The organism is Streptomyces dryopteridis, from assembly GCF_049606955.1.
GTDB lineage: Bacteria > Actinomycetota > Actinomycetes > Streptomycetales > Streptomycetaceae > Streptomyces.
Genome location: NZ_CP187113.1, coordinates 2,157,581 through 2,174,743, shown reverse-complemented (window position 1 = coordinate 2,174,743; position 17,163 = coordinate 2,157,581). Strand labels below are relative to the sequence as shown.

Here is a 17,163-nt window from a genome sequence, read left to right as displayed (position 1 = left end):
CTTCGCACCTGATCGTCTGTCACCCATGTACGCGGGCAGCGCGCTCGGAGGGGGAGCGCGCTGCCCGCCGCGAACACATGCGGGACGGCCGGCCCGGGGCGTCCCCCGGGACCGACCGTCCCAGTGGTGACCGGGCTGCTGTCCCCTGCCGTCCGGTCACACGTCGGTGCGAGGTCCCACGACCCGCCGCACGTCACCGTGGACGGGTCTCATCGCTCCGACGAAGCCACGCGTGGTGCTCGTGGATCCGCTTCCCTCGCGGGCACCGTGCCTGGCCGGCACGGACACCCCCTCAACGAAGCCCCGGCCGGCCCGGTCACGGCCCGGACGGGTGACGAACGCCCGCGCGCCCGTGTCGGACGCGGCCCGGGTCGGACGCGGCCCGGGTCAGATCCGGCCCCGGCAGACCTCCAGCAGGGTCATCGCCAGGTTCGTGCCCGGCTTGCCCAGTGCGTCGCGGAAGTGCGCCAGCACCTCCATCTCGCGCGACAGGTGCACCCGGCGCCCGCCCGTGGTGATCCGGGTCTCCTGGATCACCGCCGAGACGGCCATCCGTTCCTGGATCAGGCCGATGATCCGATCGTCGATCGCGTCGATCCGGCGCCGGGACTCGGCGATCAACGCGTCCGCCTCCTCGACCGAGGTCACGGCGGGCGCGGTGGGGGCGGTCACGGGGGCGGTGGCGGTGGTGGCGTTCATGGCGGGTGCTCCGGTCTGTGGTGCGGTCGGTGGGGTCCGGGGGCGGGCCCCCGGCGGCCGATCGGAGCGGGGAACGCGAGAGCGCCCCGGTCCCATCGGACCGGGGCGCTCTCGGAAGTTCAGATGTGTGCGGTGAGCATCACGAGAACCCATGGCGGCCGGACCGTCCGGTGCCATAGGTAAAGAGGAAGCTCAGCTGCTCGCGCACGGAACGCATTGTGCCGGCCCGGGCCCCGCCCGCCAAGCTCCGGCCCGCCGGCCGGGAACGTTCGGACGGTCCGACAAAGGCCCCCGACCCGCCCCCGTTAGAATCGCCGGGACAAACCCGTTTCTTCCGCCGGAAGGCCGCCCCGTGCCAGAAGCACCCTCCGCCGCCCACGACAGCGCCCCGGACACGGTTCTCGTCGTCGACTTCGGCGCCCAGTACGCCCAGCTCATCGCCCGCCGCGTCCGCGAGGCCCGGGTGTACAGCGAGATCGTGCCCAGCACGATGCCCGTGGCCGAGATCCTGGCCAAGAACCCCAAGGCGATCATCCTCTCCGGCGGCCCGTCCTCGGTCTACGAGGAGGGCGCGCCCGGCATCGACCGCGCCCTGTTCGAGGCCGGGGTCCCGGTCTTCGGCATGTGCTACGGCTTCCAGCTGATGGCGGTCACCCTCGGCGGCACCGTCGACAACACCGGCGCCCGCGAGTACGGCCGTACCGCCCTCGCCGTCGGCAAGTCCGGCTCCACCCTCTTCGAGGGCACCCCCGACCAGCAGTCGGTGTGGATGTCCCACGGCGACGCGTGCTCCGCCGCCCCGGCCGGGTTCACCGTCACCGCCTCCACCGACGTGGTGCCCGTCGCCGCGTTCGAGGACGACGAGCGCAAGCTGTACGGCGTGCAGTACCACCCCGAGGTCATGCACTCCACGCACGGCCAGCAGATCCTGGAGCACTTCCTCTACCGCGGCGCCGGCCTCGCCCCCACCTGGACCACCGGCAACATCGTCGAGGAGCAGGTCGCGGCGATCCGCGCGCAGGTCGGCGACAAGCGCGCCATCTGCGGCCTGTCCGGCGGCGTGGACTCCGCCGTGGCCGCCGCCCTCGTGCAGAAGGCCATCGGCTCGCAGCTCACCTGCGTGTACGTCGACCACGGTCTGATGCGCAAGGGCGAGACCGAGCAGGTCGAGAAGGACTTCGTGGCCGCGACCGGCGTGAAGCTGAAGGTCGTCGACGCGCAGGAGCGCTTCCTGACCGCCCTCGCCGGGGTCTCCGACCCGGAGGAGAAGCGGAAGATCATCGGCCGCGAGTTCATCCGCGTCTTCGAGCAGGCCCAGGCCGAGATCATCGCCGAGGCCCCCGACGAGAGCCCGGTCGAGTTCCTCGTCCAGGGCACCCTCTACCCGGACGTGGTCGAGTCCGGCGGCGGCACCGGCACCGCCAACATCAAGTCCCACCACAACGTGGGCGGCCTCCCCGAGGACCTGGAGTTCGAGCTCGTCGAGCCGCTGCGCCAGCTGTTCAAGGACGAGGTCCGCATGGTCGGCCAGGAACTCGGCCTGCCCGAGGAGATCGTCCAGCGCCAGCCGTTCCCCGGCCCCGGCCTCGGCATCCGCATCGTCGGCGAGGTCACCAAGGAGCGCCTGGACCTGCTGCGCGAGGCCGACGCCATCGCCCGCGCCGAGCTGACCGCCGCCGGCCTGGACCGCCAGATCTGGCAGTGCCCCGTCGTGCTCCTCGCCGACGTGCGCTCCGTCGGCGTCCAGGGCGACGGCCGCACCTACGGGCACCCGATCGTGCTGCGCCCGGTGTCCTCCGAGGACGCGATGACCGCCGACTGGACCCGGATGCCGTACGAGGTCCTCGCCCGGATCTCCACCCGCATCACCAACGAGGTCAAGGACGTCAACCGGGTCGTCCTCGACTGCACCAGCAAGCCGCCGGGCACCATCGAGTGGGAGTGATCCCGCCCGCCCTCCGGTGAGAGCCCGAGGGCACGGCCGAGGCCGTCGTCCCCGCCGCGCGCGGGGCCGGCGGCCTCCGGCGTTCCCGGCCCCGTTCCCGGCCTCGTTCCGGCCCCGCCGCCCGGTCCCGCCCGGCCCGCGCTCTGGTCTGTTGCGATCCGCGCCGGTAGCTTGCGCCCGTCGCAAGGAGCAGGAGGGGGCCCGCCGTGTCCGATCCGCAGACCGATCCGCAGACCGACCCGTTGTCCGACCCGGGGTTCGACCGCGCGTCCGCGCCGGGGTTCGCGCCCCCGCCGGTCGCGCCCCCGCCCTCACCGTTCGCACGCCCCCCGGCCGATGCCCCCGCCCCCGTGCCCGAGCCGGTGTTCCTCGACGCGGGGGACGGCCCCGACGGGCCCGAGGCCCCCACCCCGCTGCCCACCGCCGCCCTCGGCTTCGACCTGCCGCCCGTCTTCGACACCCCCGAGGCCGAACGCGCCCACCTGCGCGAACGCCTCGCCGGCACCCTGCGCCTGTTCGCCGCCCTCGGCTACGAGGACGGGGTCACCGGCCACCTCAGCGCCCGCGACCCCGGCTACGAGGACTGCTACTGGGTCAACCCCTTCGGTCGCGCGCTCGCCGGTCTCACCCCCGCCGACCTCCTCCTCGTGGACGGCGACGGGCGGGTGCTGCGCGGCACCCGGCGGCTGAACGAGGCCGCGTTCGCCGTGCACGCCGCCGTCCACCGGGCCCGCCCCGACGCCGTGGCCGTCGCCCACCTGCACACCCCGCACGCCGTCGCCCTCGCCTCCCTCGGCGAACTCCTCGCCCCCATCAGCCAGGAGAGCTGCCTCTTCTACGAGGACCACGCCCTCCTCGACCAGTACACCGGCGCCGCCCCCGACCCCGCCGAATGCGCCCGCATGGCCCTCGCGCTCGGCTCCCGCAAGGCCCTGCTGCTGCGCAACCACGGGCACCTCACCGTCGGGGCCTCCGTGGACGCCGCCGCCTGGTGGTTCATCGCCTTCGAACGCGCCGCCCGCGTCCAACTCCTGGCCCGCGCCGCCGGCAAGCCCGTCCTCGTCGACCACCGCTCGGCCGCCGCCGCCCGCGCCCGCTTCGGCACCGACCTCGCGGCCTGGGTCGACTTCCAGACCCTGTGGGAGGGATCCGTGCCCCCGCCCCACCGGCCCGTACCGCCATCCGCGTCAACCCCATGAACGTACGATCACCTGCCCTGACGTCGACGGGACCGCGCGAGGTACCCCGAGTGGTGCACAATGCGCAATCTCTGACGGTCGTGAGGGAGGCGTGACGGTTGTGGCTGTCGACGAGATCCACCGCGCCGGCCACGCCGGCCGCTGCACGTGCGACACCTGCCCCACCGGGGCCCGCGAGGGCCACCGGCGGGCCCTGGCCGCGTTCCGCGCCAAACACGAGGAGTTCACGGCCGGGCAGGGCCTGCCCGCCGCCGTCACCCGCTCGCCCGGCGCCACCCGCCAATGGGTCTCGGACGAACTCGCCCTGTCCGCGCGGGCCGTCGCCGACCGGGGCCGCGCCGCCGGGCCCGGCCGGCTCTCGCTGTTCTCCCGCCGCGCCGTCCTCGGCGTGTGGATCGCCGCCGGACTGCTGCTGCTCGTACAGCTCGGCACCGCGCTCGGCACCGGCTGGACCGCCGCCCGCACCGCCGCCCTCCTCACCGCCCTCCTCTTGGCCGCCCTCCTCACCCTCTCGGCCCGCGCCCACGACCCGCGCGGCGGACTCCTCGCCCCGCTCGTCGGCGAGGACAACCGTCTCTCCACCTCCAAGACCGTCGCCGCCGGCTGGATCCTGCTGATCGCGTTCGCGACCCTGCTGCCCGCGCTGCGACTGGCCGCCGCCGCCTCCGGACCGCAGGTCGACGCCCTGTTCGCGGGCCTGGACCTGTACCGGGCCGCGCCCCTGCTCGCGGCCCTCGCCCTCACCTCCGGGGTCGCCGTCGCCGTCCGCCGCGTGGTGTGCGTGCGGGTGCGCACCCAGCGGCTCCAGAAGCTCCCCGCCGACCGGCCGCGCGGCGCCGACCTCCTCACCGACGACGCGGGCCGGGGCAACCTGCCCGACGCCCAGTACGCGCTGATCACCGTCGTCTCCCTGGGCTTCGCGGCCGTCTCCCTGGCCCGCTCCCCGGACCGGCTGCCCACCCTGCCCTGGGCGTGGACCCTGCTCGTGGCCCTGTCCGCCGGGGTCTACCTGGCCGCGAAGCTCACCGAGGGCTCCGCGCCGCTCGTGCTGTCGGTGGTGCGCCGCCGCGAACCCGGCGACCTCGACGCGGCCGTCCGCACCGGCGACGACATCGAGATCCGCGGCCTGGGCTTCGTGCCGCCCGGGGCGCACACCCCGGAGATGCTGGCCCGGCTCGTCGTGCGGATCGGGGCGGTGCACGTGCACGTGCCGCTGGTGCCCGTGGAGGGCGGGTTCGCGAACCCCTCCGACGGGGTGATCACCGTGCCGGTCCCGGCGGACGTGGAACCGGGCCGCACCGAGATCCGGGTGGTGACGGCGGCCGGCGCCGAGTCCAACCGCCGCTGGATCGACATCGCGGACTGAGGACCCGCCCCGCCCCCGGGCGGGTGCGCGGGGACCGGCGGGGCGAGAATGGGCCATGGCCGCTTCCGCATCCGAACCCCCGCCGCGCCCCCTGCCCGAGCCCGCCCGTGCCCCCGAGCCCGCCCGCGCCTCCGCGCGGGAACGGCTCGCCGCCCGGGGCACGGCCCTCGCCCTGCTGCCGCTGCGGATCTTCCTCGGCGTGACCTTCGTCTACGCGGGCCTCGACAAGCTCACCGACCCGGCCTTCCTCGCGGCCTCCGGCGGCGGCTCGATCGGGGACCTCATGCGCGGGGTCCGGGACACCTCCGCGATCCCCGCGCTGGTGGACGGGGCCCTGACCTCGCCCGTGCTGTTCGGGACCCTGATCGCCGTCGGGGAGCTGCTGGTGGGCCTGGGGACCCTGGTCGGCCTGTGGGGGCGGGTCGCGGCGGCGGGCGGGGCGCTGATCTCGCTGAGCCTGTGGCTGACGGTGTCCTGGCAGGTCAGCCCGTACTACTACGGCAACGACCTGGCCTATCTGATGGCGTGGCTGCCGTTGGTGCTGGCGGGCTCGGGTCAGTGGTCGGCGGACTCCTCCCTGCGGGCCCGGCGGTCGCGCCGGATCGCGTAGCCGACCAGGCCGGTGAGGGCGGCCAGGGCGAGGCCGCCGAGGGCCAGGGGGATCACGAGGAACCAGGCCACGTCGATCCGGCCGGTGCCGTCGAGTACGTACAGGACGCCCGCGACGAGCAGGGCCAGGCCGGCGACCAGCCGGCCGGGCTGGAACTCATGGGTGCGCACGGTCCACCTCCACCAGGCCCACGGCGTTCTCCAGCCGCAGGTCGATCGTGCCGCCGGCCTTGGTGCCGGACACGGGTCGCAGGGTCGTCGAGACGTGTTCGTCGGTGCCCGGTCGGAAATCCTCGGGGGCGTCCTCGGGCAGGCGGACGTCGCCGAGGTCGAGCCGGGCGTCCACGCGGGTGGTGACCTCGCGGGGCAGGATCACCCTGAGCACCCCCGCGTCGAGTTCCGCGCGAACCGTGACGGTGGTGCCCTCGGGCACGTCCACGCCGCTGAGGTCGAGCAGGGCGGTGCCGGTGCCGGCCGAGTAGACGGGCTTGAGGTCGGCGACGGAGGCGGGGCGCCAGGACGCCTGCCCGAAGTCCGTGCCGATCTGGCGGGGCAGCAGGGTGGCCCCGGCCAGCAGGGCGGCCGTGATCACGGCCCACAGCAGGGTCCAGAAGCCGGTGCGGCCCTTGAGGGAGCTGACGGCCAGGCCCAGGCCGAAGACCCCGAGGGCGCAGGCCAGACCGATCTGGAGGGCCTGGCCGAGGGGGTGGCCGTGCCAGTGGGTGGCGGCGCCGATCCAGGCCGCGATCAGGGCGAGGAGGAAGATCCGGCCGCCGATGCCGGAGCCGCGCTTGCGCGGGGGCGGCACGGTCGGGGGCGCGGGGGCGGCGGGCGGCGCGGGCGGGGCGCTCGCGGCGCGGTACGCGATGGTGTGGGCGGCGGCCAGGTCCCGGGCGGCGGCCGGGTCGACGCCGACGGCGGAGGCGGCGCCCACCGGGCCCCACAGGTAGCTGCCGGGCCGCGGGCCCGTGGTGCCGTCCTTGACCAGCGGCTCCCTCCACCAGGAGTGCACGCCGGCGGTGACGGGCGGGGCGAGGGTCTCGGGCGGGGCCTCCGGCCGGTGCCGGGGGGCCTTGGCGGGCGCGGCGGGCGCGGAGGGGGCGGCGGGGGCCTCGGGCCCGGCGGCGCCGGCCCCGGCGGGTTCCGCGGCCGTCTTCGCGGCGGCCTCGGCGGCGTCGGCGAGGCGCTTCTTGTGCGACCAGTGGCCGGCGGCGCCGAGGGCGGTGATGACGAGCACCGAGAACAGGCCCATCACGCCGTTGTCGAGCATGGACAGGAAGAGGGCGCAGCCGACCAGGGCGAGCAGCACCGCCGCGAGGGCGCCGCCGTCGATCCGGCCGGTCAGCATCCGCTTGATCTCGCTCTCCTCCTGGCCGTCGGCGGGCAGCAGCAGCCAGGCGAAGCCGTAGAAGAGGAGTCCGACGCCGCCGGTGACGGCCAGCACCCCGAGCACCACCCGGAAGATCACCGGGTCGAGGTCGAACCGGCGGCCTAGGCCGCCGCAGACCCCGGCCAGCACCTTGTCGCGTTTGGCGCGGCGCAGCGGGGGCCGTTCCTCCGGGGCGGCCCCCGCGGCGGGGGCCTCGTGCACGTCCGTCATGCCCCCATGGTGACGGGCCCCGACCCGGAGCGGCATCGGGGACCCACCCTGGGGGAACCCTGAGATGTCCCCGAGAAGGATCGGGGACGGCCCTGATGTCCGGGCGCCGGCGGGCGTGTGACCATCGGAGCATGCCCGCAGCGACCGCGCCCCCGCGCGCCCCCAGGACGACCGACCCGGAGGAGGCCCCTCCGCGCCGGCTCTACCGCAGTGCCGAGGGCCGGATGCTGGGCGGGGTGGCCCGGGGCCTGGCCGGGCACTTCGGGATGCCGGTGCTGTGGGTGCGGCTCGCGTTCGCGGCGATGGTGCTGTTCGGGGACGGGCTCGGGATGCTGCTGTACGCGGTGTTCTGGGTGGTGGTGCCGCTCGGCGCGGGCGGCGCGGGTCCGCGCACGGCGTTCCCGTTCGAGACCCTGCCGGACGGGACGCGGCGGCTGCGCCGGCCCGACGCGGGGCAGGTCATCGCGCTGATCGTGTTGGCGGCGGGCGCCGCGAACTTCGCGTCGAAGGTGAACTCGGGCTCCGAGTCGGGGCGGTACGTGTGGCCGACGCTGCTGGTCGGCGCCGGCGTGGTGCTGGTGTGGCGGCAGGCGGACAACGCGCGCCGCGCGGTGTGGGCGGAGCGGCCGGAGACCGACGGGCGGGGCCGCTGGCTCCAGTTCGGGCGGGCGGCGGCCGGGGTGATCCTGGTGGGCGTCGGCCTGACCGTGTTCATCGTGATCCGGGGGTCGGCGGCGCAGCTGGGCAACGTGCTGACGGCGACGCTGGCGGTGCTGGTCGGCGTGGTCCTGCTGGCCGGGCCCTGGCTGATCCGGATCACCCGCGACCTGTCCGACGAGCGGCTGATGCGGATCCGGGCCCAGGAGCGGGCCGAGGTCGCGGCCCACGTGCACGACTCGGTGCTGCACACCCTGACCCTGATCCAGCGCAACGCGGAGGATCCGGCGCAGGTGCGCCGGCTGGCGCGGGCGCAGGAGCGGGAGCTGCGGAACTGGCTGTACAAGCCGGAGGGCACGGGCAAGGAGGCCGAGGAGGAGCCGGACACGCTCGCGGAGGCGGTGCGGCGGACGGCGGCCGAGGTGGAGGACCTGCACGGGGTGGTGCTGGAGGTGGTCGTGGTGGGGGACTGCCCGCTGGACGAGGGCCTGGTGGCGCAGGTGCAGGCCGCGCGCGAGGCGATGGTGAACGCGGCCAAGTACGGTGGCGGGGCGCCGGTGCAGGTGTACGCGGAGGTGGAGGGGGCCAACGTGTTCGTCTCGGTGCGGGACCGGGGTCCCGGGTTCGACATGGACGCGGTCCCCGAGGACCGGATGGGCGTACGAGAATCGATCATCGGCCGGATGCGGCGCAACGGGGGTTCGGCGCGGCTTCGGTCCGCGCCCGACGGCGGCACGGAAGTCGAGCTGGAGATGGAGAGGGCGAGCGGAGCATGACCGGAGAGAGCACGGACGGCACGGCGGGCACGACGGCGGGCGGCGAGGTCCGGCGGGTGCGCGTGGTCCTCGTGGACGACCACCGGATGTTCCGGGCCGGGGTCCAGGCGGAGATCGGCGAGACGGAGCGCACGGGCGTGGAGGTGGTCGGCGAGGCGGCCGACGTGGACCAGGCGGTCACGGTGATCACCGCGACCCGGCCCGAGGTGGTCCTCCTCGACGTGCACCTGCCGGGCGGCGGCGGGGTGGAGGTGCTGCGGCGGTGCGCGCCCCTGATGTCGGGGGAGGGCGCGGTGCGGTTCCTGGCGCTGTCGGTGTCGGACGCGGCGGAGGACGTGATCGGCGTGATCCGGGGCGGTGCGCGCGGGTACGTCACGAAGAACATCACCGGCGACGACCTGGTGGCCTCGGTGTTCCGGGTCCGGGACGGGGACGCGGTGTTCTCGCCCCGGCTGGCCGGGTTCGTGCTCGACGCGTTCGCGTCCACCGACGCCCCGCCGGTGGACGAGGACCTGGACCGGCTCACGCAGCGGGAGCGCGAGGTGCTGCGGCTGATCGCGCGCGGGTACGCGTACAAGGAGATCGCCAAGCAGCTGTTCATCTCGGTGAAGACGGTGGAGTCGCACGTGTCGGCGGTGCTGCGCAAGCTCCAGCTGTCCAACCGGCACGAGCTGACGCGCTGGGCCACGGCCCGCCGGCTGGTCTGAGGCGCCGCTCGGGCGGGTGCTCGGGCGGGGTGGTCAGGCGGGGCGGGCGGCGCCCGCGAAGGGCATGGAGTCCACGGGCGCCACGCGCACGGTGGAGCCGGAGCGCGGGGCGTGGATCATCTTGCCGTCGCCGATGTAGATCCCGACGTGGCTGACGCCGGAGTAGAAGAAGACGAGGTCGCCGGGGGCGAGCCGGTCGCGGGAGACGCGGCGGCCGGCGTTGATCTGGGTGTAGGTGGTGCGCGGGAGGCTGACGCCGGCCGCGCGCCAGGCCGCCTGGGTCAGGCCGGAGCAGTCGTAGCCGGAGGGGCCGGTGGCGCCCCAGACGTAGGGTTTGCCGATCGCGCCGCGCGCGTAGGAGACCGCGCGGGCGGCGCGGGAGGAGCCGGCGGTGTTCGAGGCCGCGACGGCGGGCACGGCGGCCGGGGTGCCGGGCGCACCGTTCGCGCCGTGCGCGGTGCCCGGGGCGCGGGCGGTGTCGGGGGCGGTCCCGGTGTCGGGGCCGTTTTCCCACCGGGCGCGTTCCGTCGCCCCCAAGCGGTCGAGCAGGGCCCGCGCCTCGGTCAGTCGGACCCCGGCCGCCGCCTTCTCGCGGGCCAGCGCGGCCTGCTCCCGGCGCAGCTCGGCCAGGGTGCCCTCGGCCTTCGCGCGGGCCTCGTCCACGGCCCGCATCCCGCGCCGCACCTCGGCCACCTTCGCCGCGCTGCGCTGTCCGGCCCGGTCCATCAGGGCGGCCCGGTCCAGGAAGCGGGCGGGGTCGCGGGACAGGGCCAGGCGGACGGCGGGGCCGAGGGAGCCCTCGCGGTAGCGGGCGGCGGCCACGGCGCCGAGTCCGTCGCGGGCGGCGTCGAGTCGGGCGGTGCGGCGGGCGGTCTCGGCCCGCAGTCCGGCCAGGGCGCGGGCGGCGGCGTCGGCGCGTTCGGCGGCCCCGTTCGCGCGTTCCCCGGCGGCCTCGGCCTCGCGGTGCAGTCGGTCGGCCTCGGCGCGGATCCGGGCCGGGTCGGGCGCGGGGGCGGCGTGCGCGGCCCCGTCGAGTCCGCCGGCCCCGGCGGCGCCGGCCAGGGCGAGGGCGGCGGCGATGCGGGCGGCGGCGCCGCCGAACGGGCCGCGCGGGCCCTTGGGGGCGCGGGCCCCGCCGGTCGCCGCGTCGCTCGGGTGCTCGTGCGCGGCGCGGGGACGGCGGGGCTTGCGATGACTGGCCACGCGGGGGTCACGTCCTTCCCGATGCGGACTCCGGCGGGGGCCGGGGTGCTCGGGGCAGGACGCTAGGGCGGCAGGTCACGGGTCGATGTCGAGATGACCCGCATTGTCCGGAGTGGGAGCGGAAGAGATCGTTCCGCTGCGGATCCGAGCGCCGGGCGACCGCCGACGACCGGACCGCGCGTGCGGCGCGTCAGGCTCGGGCCCGCGCTTCGGGCGGGTGCCCCGTCCGGGGTCGCGCCGCGCGGCCGGGGCTCGGCTCAGTGCCAGAGCACCGCGATGAAGACGTTGGCGACGGTCAGTCCGCCGACCGTCGTGAACACGCCCTTGGAGACCGTCTCCTCGTCCCGCTTCACGTAGACCAGCGCCAGGATCACGAACAGCACGGCCAGCTTCACGCCGATCTTGACGTGGTTCAGGCCGCCCCCGTCCATCTCCCGCAGGCCGACCAGCAGCACCCCCGTCACGAGCATGGTCAGCGCGCCGTGCAGCATCGCCGGCACCATCCGCGCGGTGCCCGGGCCGATCGCCTTCACCTGGGTCAGGAAACCGCCCAGCAGGGAGGCGATGCCGATGATGTGCAGGCCGACGAGGACGTTGAGGAGGACAGTCATGGGTCGAGCGTACGGGGTGCCTCCCGGGCCCCCGCCGTCGCGGGTCCGCTCCCGTCCCACCGCCCCGGACCGGCCCCCGGGAGCGGGCCCGGTCCGTCGGTCCGAGCGCCTACAGTGGAAGGTCGACCGCCGTCCCGACCCCGCCCCGATCCCGCGTCCCCCGCCTCCCGTCCGCCCCGGGCCCGCCGACCGCCGGACCCCGACCCAGACTCGAAAGCGCGATGAGCAGCCTCTTTGACGACAGCTTCCTGGCAGACCTGGCCCCCGCCGACGAGGAGCCCCCGCCGCCGGAGGACGCGCACGCCCCGGAGTACGACGCCGCCCCGGCCGGCGCGGACGACCTCTTCGGGGGCCGCTTCGCCGAGCCGATGACCTCGGACGCCTACTACCGCGACGGCGCCCCCAAGCCCGTCATCGACCCCGCGACCCTCCTCGACGGCCTCAACGAGCAGCAGCGCGCCGCCGTCGTCCACGCCGGGTCCCCGCTGCTCATCGTCGCCGGCGCGGGCTCCGGCAAGACCCGCGTGCTCACCCACCGGATCGGGCACCTGCTCACCGCGCGCGGGGTCCACCCCGGGCAGATCCTCGCGATCACCTTCACCAACAAGGCCGCCGCCGAGATGCGCGAGCGCGTGGAGAACCTGATCGGCCCGCGCGCCGCCGCCATGTGGGTCTCCACCTTCCACAGCGCCTGCGTGCGCATCCTGCGCCGCGAGTCGAAGAAGCTCGGCTTCACCAGCTCCTTCTCGATCTACGACGCCGCCGACTCCAAGCGCCTGATGGCCCTGGTCTGCCGCGACCTCGACCTGGACCCGAAGAAGTTCCCCCCGAAGTCCTTCAACGCCAAGGTCTCCAACCTCAAGAACGAACTCGTCGACGCCGAGGGCTACGCCGCCCAGGTCGGCGGCGGGGGCGACGCCTTCGAACGCACCCTCGCCCAGGCATACGCCATGTACCAGGCCCGGCTGCGCGAGGCCAACGCCCTCGACTTCGACGACATCATCATGACCACCGTCCACCTGCTCCAGGCATTCCCCGACGTGGCCGAGCACTACCGGCGCCGCTTCCGGCACGTGCTCGTGGACGAGTACCAGGACACCAACCACGCCCAGTACACGCTGATCCGCGAGCTCGTGGGCGGCGCCGCCGGCACCGCGCCCGCCGGCGAGGTCGACGAACCGGCCGCCGCCGGCCACGTGCCGCCCGCCGAACTGTGCGTGGTGGGCGACGCCGACCAGTCCATCTACGCCTTCCGCGGCGCCACCATCCGCAACATCCTCCGGTTCGAGGAGGACTACCCGGACGCCACGACGATCCTGCTGGAGCAGAACTACCGCTCCACCCAGACCATCCTCTCGGCCGCGAACGCCGTCATCGAACGCAACGAGAACCGGCGCGCGAAGAACCTGTGGACGGACGCCGGCACCGGCGTCGGCATCGTCGGCTACGTCGCCGACACCGAGCACGACGAGGCCCAGTTCGTCGCCGAGGAGATCGACCGGCTCACCGACGCCCGCGACGCCAAGGCCGGCGACGTGGCGATCTTCTACCGCACCAACGCCCAGTCCCGCGTGTTCGAGGAGATCCTGATCCGGGTCGGCCTGCCCTACAAGGTGGTCGGCGGCGTGCGCTTCTACGAGCGCAAGGAGGTCCGCGACATCCTCGCCTACCTGCGGGTGCTGGCGAACCCCGAGGACAACGTGCCGCTGCGCCGCATCCTCAACGTGCCCAAGCGCGGCATCGGCGAGCGCGCCGAGGCCATGGTCGACGCCCTCGCCGCCCGCGAGCGGATCACCTTCCCGCAGGCCCTGCGCCGGGTGGACGAGGCATACGGCATGGCCGCCCGCTCCACCAACGCCGTCAAGCGCTTCAACGTGCTCATGGACGAGCTGCGCACCATCGCCGAGTCCGGCGCGGGCCCGGCCGTGGTCCTGGAGGCCGTCCTGGAGCGTTCGGGCTACCTGGCCGAGCTCCAGGCGTCCACCGACCCGCAGGACGAGACCCGGATCGAGAACCTCCAGGAGCTGGCCGCCGTCGCCCTGGAGTTCGAGCAGGCCCGGGGCGAGGAGAACCCCGGGACCCTCTCCGAGTTCCTCGAACAGGTCGCGCTCGTGGCCGACTCCGACCAGATCCCCGACGACGACCCCGACGGCTCCGGCGTGGTCACCCTGATGACCCTGCACACCGCCAAGGGCCTCGAATTCCCCGTCGTGTTCCTCACCGGCCTGGAGGACGGGGTGTTCCCGCACTCCCGTTCGCTGGGGCAGACCAAGGAGCTGGAGGAGGAGCGCCGGCTGGCCTACGTGGGCATCACCCGGGCCCGCGAGCGCCTGTACCTGACCCGCGCCGCGATGCGCAGCGCCTGGGGCACCCCCTCCTACAACCCGCCCTCGCGGTTCCTGGAGGAGATCCCCGACCAGTACCTGAGCTGGAAGCGGACCGGCCCGGTGCAGAAGCCCGCCGGCCCGATGCGGGCCCGGGGCGGCGAACGCGCCTCCTTCGGCACCTCGCCCGAGGCGTTCCTGTCCACGGCCCGCTCGAAGTCCGGGCCCTCGGGGTTCGCGACCCGCCGGGCCACCGAGAAGCCGGTGATCGCGCTGGCCGTCGGCGACCGCGTCACCCACGACCAGTTCGGTCTGGGCACGGTCCGCGAGGTCAAGGGCACGGGCGCGGACGCGCAGGCCACGATCGACTTCGGCGACGCCAAGCCCAAGCGGCTGCTGCTGCGCTACGCGCCGGTGCAGAAGCTCTGACGCGCCGGCCGGCCGGGGCGGAGGGGACACGGGCCCCTCTCGTCCCGGTCGGCTCGGTCGTCCCGGTCGGGCGGGCTCAGGAGGGGTCGAAGCCCTTGCTGCGCAGCCAGGCCGCCGGGTCCACGGGCGAGCCGCTGCCGGGCCGTACCTCGAAGTGCAGGTGCGGGCCGGTGGAGTTGCCCGAGTTGCCGGAATAGGCGATCACGTCGCCGGCCTTCACCTTGCCGGAGCGGATCTTGTAGCTGCCGAGGTGGCAGTACCAGGTCTCGGTGCCGTCGGGGGAGGTCAGCATGACCATGTTCCCGTAGGCGTTGTTCCACTGGGTGCGGACGGTGCCGTCGGTGGCGGCCATCACGGGGGTGCCGTAGGCCACGGGGAAGTCGATGCCGGTGTGCAGGGACATCCAGTTGATGCCGGACTGCCCGTAGCCGGCGCTCAGGCCGTGCTGCGCCACCGGCAGCGCGAACTTGGGGCGCAGGGCCTCCTTGCGGGCGGCCTCCTCCTCGCGCTTCTTGCGCTCGTCGGCCTCCCGCTTGCGCAGGTCGATCCGCTCCTGGGTGCGGCCGGCGCGTTCGGCGAAGTCGCCGGCGTCGGCGCTGAGCGCGGCGAGCTGGGTGTCGAGCCGGCTGTTCGCCGCGACCGGCACCGGGTTCGTGTCGGGCGCGGCCATCGTGGTGGTGTCGGGCGCCGGTTTCTCGGGTCCGCCGGTCAACCCGCCCACGGAGGCGGCGGCCACCCCGGCCACCCCCATCACGCAGGCGGAGGGCACCGCGACCGTCAGCAGCGCGGACCGCTTCGCCGGGCTCGTCGCCCCGCGCCGGGAGGACCCGGAGCGGCCGGCCGGACCCCCGGAACGGCCCGCGGCGCGGCGCGCGGCGGCCCGCCCGGCGGGGGCGTCGGGGGCGGGGGCCTGCGCGGGCATGGTGCGGGTGGCGGCGGAGTGCGGGTCGAACTCCTCGTCGGGGCCCTCGGGGGCGGGTGCGTAGGGCGCGTACGGGTCGTGGACCTCGTGCGCGGCGGGCGCGTCCGGCACGGGGGCGAACACGGCGGTCTCGGCCTGCGCGAACCGCTCTTGGTGGGACTCCGGGCCCCCGTCCCAGTACCGCTGCTCCTGGTACGGGTCCTGCGAGGGGTCCTGGTACTGCTCCTGGTACTGCTCCTGGTACTGGGGGATCACGGCGGTCGCCGGGTGCGCCCACTCGCCGGCCGGCGCGGGCACCAGCGGCTCGCCCCACACCTGCGTGGCCTCCGGGGCGGCGGGCGCGGCCCACGCGGTGGAGTCCCAGGTGCCCGAGCCGCCGTCGGCCACGCCGCCGGGCATCGGGGTCGGCATCGCCCACTGGCCGCCGCCGGTGTGATCGCCGGAGGCCGGATCGGGCACGAAGGCCCCGGCCTCGTGGGAGGTGTTCCACGCGCTCGCGTTCCACTGCCCGGTGGTGTCCTCGGGGACGTGCTGCCCCGGGATCGCGCCGAGCCCCGCGTCCGGGGGCAGGCCGCCGGTCCAGGCGGTGCTGTCCCAGGAGCCGGTCGCCTGGTCGGCGCCGGGACCGTAGGGGTCGGGGTGCGGGGCCCGGGCCCAGCCTTGGCCCTGGGTGTCGTGGCCGCCGGCGGAGAGGTCTTCGTACCCGTCGTACCCGGTGTCCGGGTACCGGCTGGGCGAGGGGTGGTCGTTCACCAACGTCTCTTTCGCCTCGGCGGTGGGGGGCCTGGGGTCCGGGGAGAAAGGGAATGGGGGGTTCCCCGGCGGAGAGCAGTGGCGTGACTGTACCCGTCGGTCACCGGCGCCGACAATCTTCCGCGGGTTTCGGCGTCCGGGGCGTGGGCATTCGGCCGTGTCCGCAGGGCCCCCAACCCCCGCTTGGCCTGGGGTTCGAGACCTGTTCGAGCCCTCAGGCGGCGGAGTCCGCGCCGGCCGCGCCGGCGTTCCCGACCGGTCCGGGGGCGCCCGCGTCGACCCGCGCGGGGCCCGCGGAAACCGACCGCGGTCCGCCGTCCAACACCCCGCGCACGGCGCCGATCACGGCCGGGTGCACCGGCATCGCGAGGTGTCCGATGCCGGTGACCTCGATGTTCTCCGCGTGCAGGTCGGGGTGTTCGAGCCGGGCGGTGGAGGCCGGCACCATCACGGCGTCCCACGCGCTCCAGAAGGCCACGCACCGGGTGCGGCAGCCGGGGGCCGGGGCGGACAGTTCCGCCATCAGGGGTGAATCGGGGCGTACTTGGCGAACCAGGGGATGTACGTCCATCAGGGGGATCACCCGGGTGCCGGTGTGCGGCGTGGCGAGGGTGACCAGAGTCCGCACCCGCGTGTCGCCCCCGAGGCACTGCACGTGGTAGCGCGCGATCAACCCGCCGAGGCTGTGGCCCACCACGTCCACCCGTTCGTGCCCCGTACGCGTGCGCAGGGCCTCGACCCGCTCGCCCAACCGCCGTGCCACGAGCCGGGGATCGCGGGTCGAGAGCGGGTAGTCGAAGGTCTCCACCCGCCGGTCCCCGGCGGCGCGCAGGGCCCGGCGCAGCGGCAGGAACACCGAGCGGTTGTCGGAGAACCCGTGCACGAGCAGCACCGGGGGCCGGCCCGCCCCGGAGGCCGGGGACCGGTCCGGGTCCTCGGATCCGGCGCGTTCGGGGAGCATCCCGGTGGGATAGAGCGCGAGGTGCCCGACGAGCACGAGCGCCTCCAACAGGGCGGCGCGGGCGGCCGGCCCGGAGGTGGGCAGCGGGAACGGCAGCGGCGTGAGCCCGAACGAGGCGCGCGCCGGCAGCGGCCCGAACGGGCCGGACGGGAACGGCGGGAAGGGGGCGGATCCGGGGGTGGGCGCGACCGGCCCGAGGCGCCGCACCCGCTGATTGATGTGAAGTGACGACGATCGCATGACGGTCTCCGCCGGCTCGACGGTCGCGTCGTCGACACCGTCACGTCGCCGTGCCGTGCGGCTGTCGGCGCGGTGACGGATGACGGTGACGGGCGACGGTGACGACGGGGCGGCTCGCCGAGTCGGTGAATCGCCGGCGTCCCCCGTGTGATTTCCCCCTCC

Annotated in this window: 14 protein-coding genes; 7 read left to right on the top strand and 7 right to left on the bottom strand. The window is 75.1% G+C overall.

What is annotated here, in order from left to right; translation table 11 throughout:
* Positions 1-387: 387 nt before the first annotated feature.
* Positions 388-699: a chorismate mutase gene (locus ACN20G_RS08995; protein WP_424212221.1), complete on the bottom strand. Its 312-nt coding sequence runs from the start codon at positions 697-699 to the stop codon at positions 388-390.
* A 352-nt stretch (positions 700-1,051) separates the two neighbouring features.
* On the opposite strand from ACN20G_RS08995, the gene guaA reads away from it, so the two are divergent.
* The 4 genes from guaA to ACN20G_RS08975 all read left to right on the top strand — a co-directional run bounded on the left by guaA (position 1,052) and on the right by ACN20G_RS08975 (position 5,819).
* Entirely contained in the window at positions 1,052-2,644 is a 1,593-nt protein-coding gene (gene guaA / locus ACN20G_RS08990) for a glutamine-hydrolyzing GMP synthase (RefSeq protein WP_424212220.1), read from the top strand.
* Positions 2,645-3,006: 362 nt separating this feature from the next.
* The gene (locus tag ACN20G_RS08985) at positions 3,007-3,843 is read left to right on the top strand and encodes a class II aldolase/adducin family protein (protein WP_424215436.1); all 837 of its coding nucleotides are present in this window, start codon (positions 3,007-3,009) and stop codon (positions 3,841-3,843) included.
* A 100-nt stretch (positions 3,844-3,943) separates the two neighbouring features.
* A complete protein-coding gene (locus ACN20G_RS08980) occupies positions 3,944-5,209 on the top strand; it encodes a hypothetical protein (RefSeq protein ID WP_424215435.1) in 1,266 nt (421 codons plus the stop codon).
* A 55-nt stretch (positions 5,210-5,264) separates the two neighbouring features.
* On the top strand, positions 5,265-5,819 hold the full coding sequence (locus tag ACN20G_RS08975; RefSeq protein ID WP_424212219.1) for a DoxX family protein: 555 nt from the start codon (positions 5,265-5,267) through the stop codon (positions 5,817-5,819).
* Here the strand turns inward: ACN20G_RS08975 and ACN20G_RS08970 are convergent.
* Together ACN20G_RS08970 and ACN20G_RS08965 are read right to left on the bottom strand one after the other, a co-directional pair.
* Positions 5,765-5,989: a hypothetical protein gene (locus ACN20G_RS08970; protein ID WP_424212218.1), complete on the bottom strand. Its 225-nt coding sequence runs from the start codon at positions 5,987-5,989 to the stop codon at positions 5,765-5,767. The genes ACN20G_RS08975 and ACN20G_RS08970 overlap by 55 nt on opposite strands.
* The gene (locus ACN20G_RS08965; RefSeq protein ID WP_424212217.1) at positions 5,976-7,418 is read right to left on the bottom strand and encodes a PspC domain-containing protein; all 1,443 of its coding nucleotides are present in this window, start codon (positions 7,416-7,418) and stop codon (positions 5,976-5,978) included. The genes ACN20G_RS08970 and ACN20G_RS08965 overlap by 14 nt, the downstream gene beginning before the upstream one ends.
* 131 nt (positions 7,419-7,549) lie before the next feature.
* Between ACN20G_RS08965 and ACN20G_RS08960 the strand changes: the two genes are divergently transcribed.
* Positions 7,550-8,851, top strand: coding sequence for a PspC domain-containing protein (locus ACN20G_RS08960; protein WP_424212216.1), 1,302 nt, complete (start codon positions 7,550-7,552; stop codon positions 8,849-8,851).
* Complete coding sequence (locus ACN20G_RS08955) at positions 8,848-9,558, top strand: LuxR C-terminal-related transcriptional regulator (RefSeq protein WP_424212215.1); 711 nt, start codon at positions 8,848-8,850, stop codon at positions 9,556-9,558. The genes ACN20G_RS08960 and ACN20G_RS08955 overlap by 4 nt, the downstream gene beginning before the upstream one ends.
* 33 nt (positions 9,559-9,591) lie before the next feature.
* On the opposite strand, the gene ACN20G_RS08950 is transcribed toward ACN20G_RS08955, so the two are convergent.
* Complete coding sequence (locus ACN20G_RS08950) at positions 9,592-10,761, bottom strand: NlpC/P60 family protein (RefSeq protein WP_424212214.1); 1,170 nt, start codon at positions 10,759-10,761, stop codon at positions 9,592-9,594.
* Positions 10,762-11,018: 257 nt separating this feature from the next.
* Positions 11,019-11,372, bottom strand: coding sequence for a hypothetical protein (locus ACN20G_RS08945; RefSeq protein ID WP_424212213.1), 354 nt, complete (start codon positions 11,370-11,372; stop codon positions 11,019-11,021).
* Between the two features lie 221 nt (positions 11,373-11,593).
* On the opposite strand from ACN20G_RS08945, the gene pcrA reads away from it, so the two are divergent.
* A complete protein-coding gene (gene pcrA / locus ACN20G_RS08940; RefSeq protein ID WP_424212212.1) occupies positions 11,594-14,125 on the top strand; it encodes a DNA helicase PcrA in 2,532 nt (843 codons plus the stop codon).
* A gap of 76 nt (positions 14,126-14,201) precedes the next feature.
* Here the strand turns inward: pcrA and ACN20G_RS08935 are convergent, their stop codons facing one another.
* Together ACN20G_RS08935 and ACN20G_RS08930 are read right to left on the bottom strand one after the other, a co-directional pair.
* Positions 14,202-15,800, bottom strand: coding sequence for a M23 family metallopeptidase (locus tag ACN20G_RS08935; protein ID WP_424212211.1), 1,599 nt, complete (start codon positions 15,798-15,800; stop codon positions 14,202-14,204).
* Positions 15,801-16,014: 214 nt separating this feature from the next.
* Positions 16,015-17,001 (bottom strand): esterase/lipase family protein, encoded by a 987-nt coding sequence (locus tag ACN20G_RS08930; RefSeq protein ID WP_424212210.1) that lies wholly within the window; start codon positions 16,999-17,001, stop codon positions 16,015-16,017.
* Positions 17,002-17,163: the final 162 nt, after the last annotated feature.

Coding starts and splice junctions, on each gene's coding strand:
- ACN20G_RS08995 (WP_424212221.1), bottom strand. CDS start 699: ATGAACGCCACCACCGCCACCGCCCCCGTGACCGCCCCCACCGCGCCC.
- ACN20G_RS08975 (WP_424212219.1), top strand. CDS start 5,265: ATGGCCGCTTCCGCATCCGAACCCCCGCCGCGCCCCCTGCCCGAGCCC.
- ACN20G_RS08965 (WP_424212217.1), bottom strand. CDS start 7,418: ATGACGGACGTGCACGAGGCCCCCGCCGCGGGGGCCGCCCCGGAGGAA.
- ACN20G_RS08960 (WP_424212216.1), top strand. CDS start 7,550: ATGCCCGCAGCGACCGCGCCCCCGCGCGCCCCCAGGACGACCGACCCG.
- ACN20G_RS08955 (WP_424212215.1), top strand. CDS start 8,848: ATGACCGGAGAGAGCACGGACGGCACGGCGGGCACGACGGCGGGCGGC.
- ACN20G_RS08945 (WP_424212213.1), bottom strand. CDS start 11,372: ATGACTGTCCTCCTCAACGTCCTCGTCGGCCTGCACATCATCGGCATC.
- pcrA (WP_424212212.1), top strand. CDS start 11,594: ATGAGCAGCCTCTTTGACGACAGCTTCCTGGCAGACCTGGCCCCCGCC.
- ACN20G_RS08930 (WP_424212210.1), bottom strand. CDS start 17,001: ATGCGATCGTCGTCACTTCACATCAATCAGCGGGTGCGGCGCCTCGGG.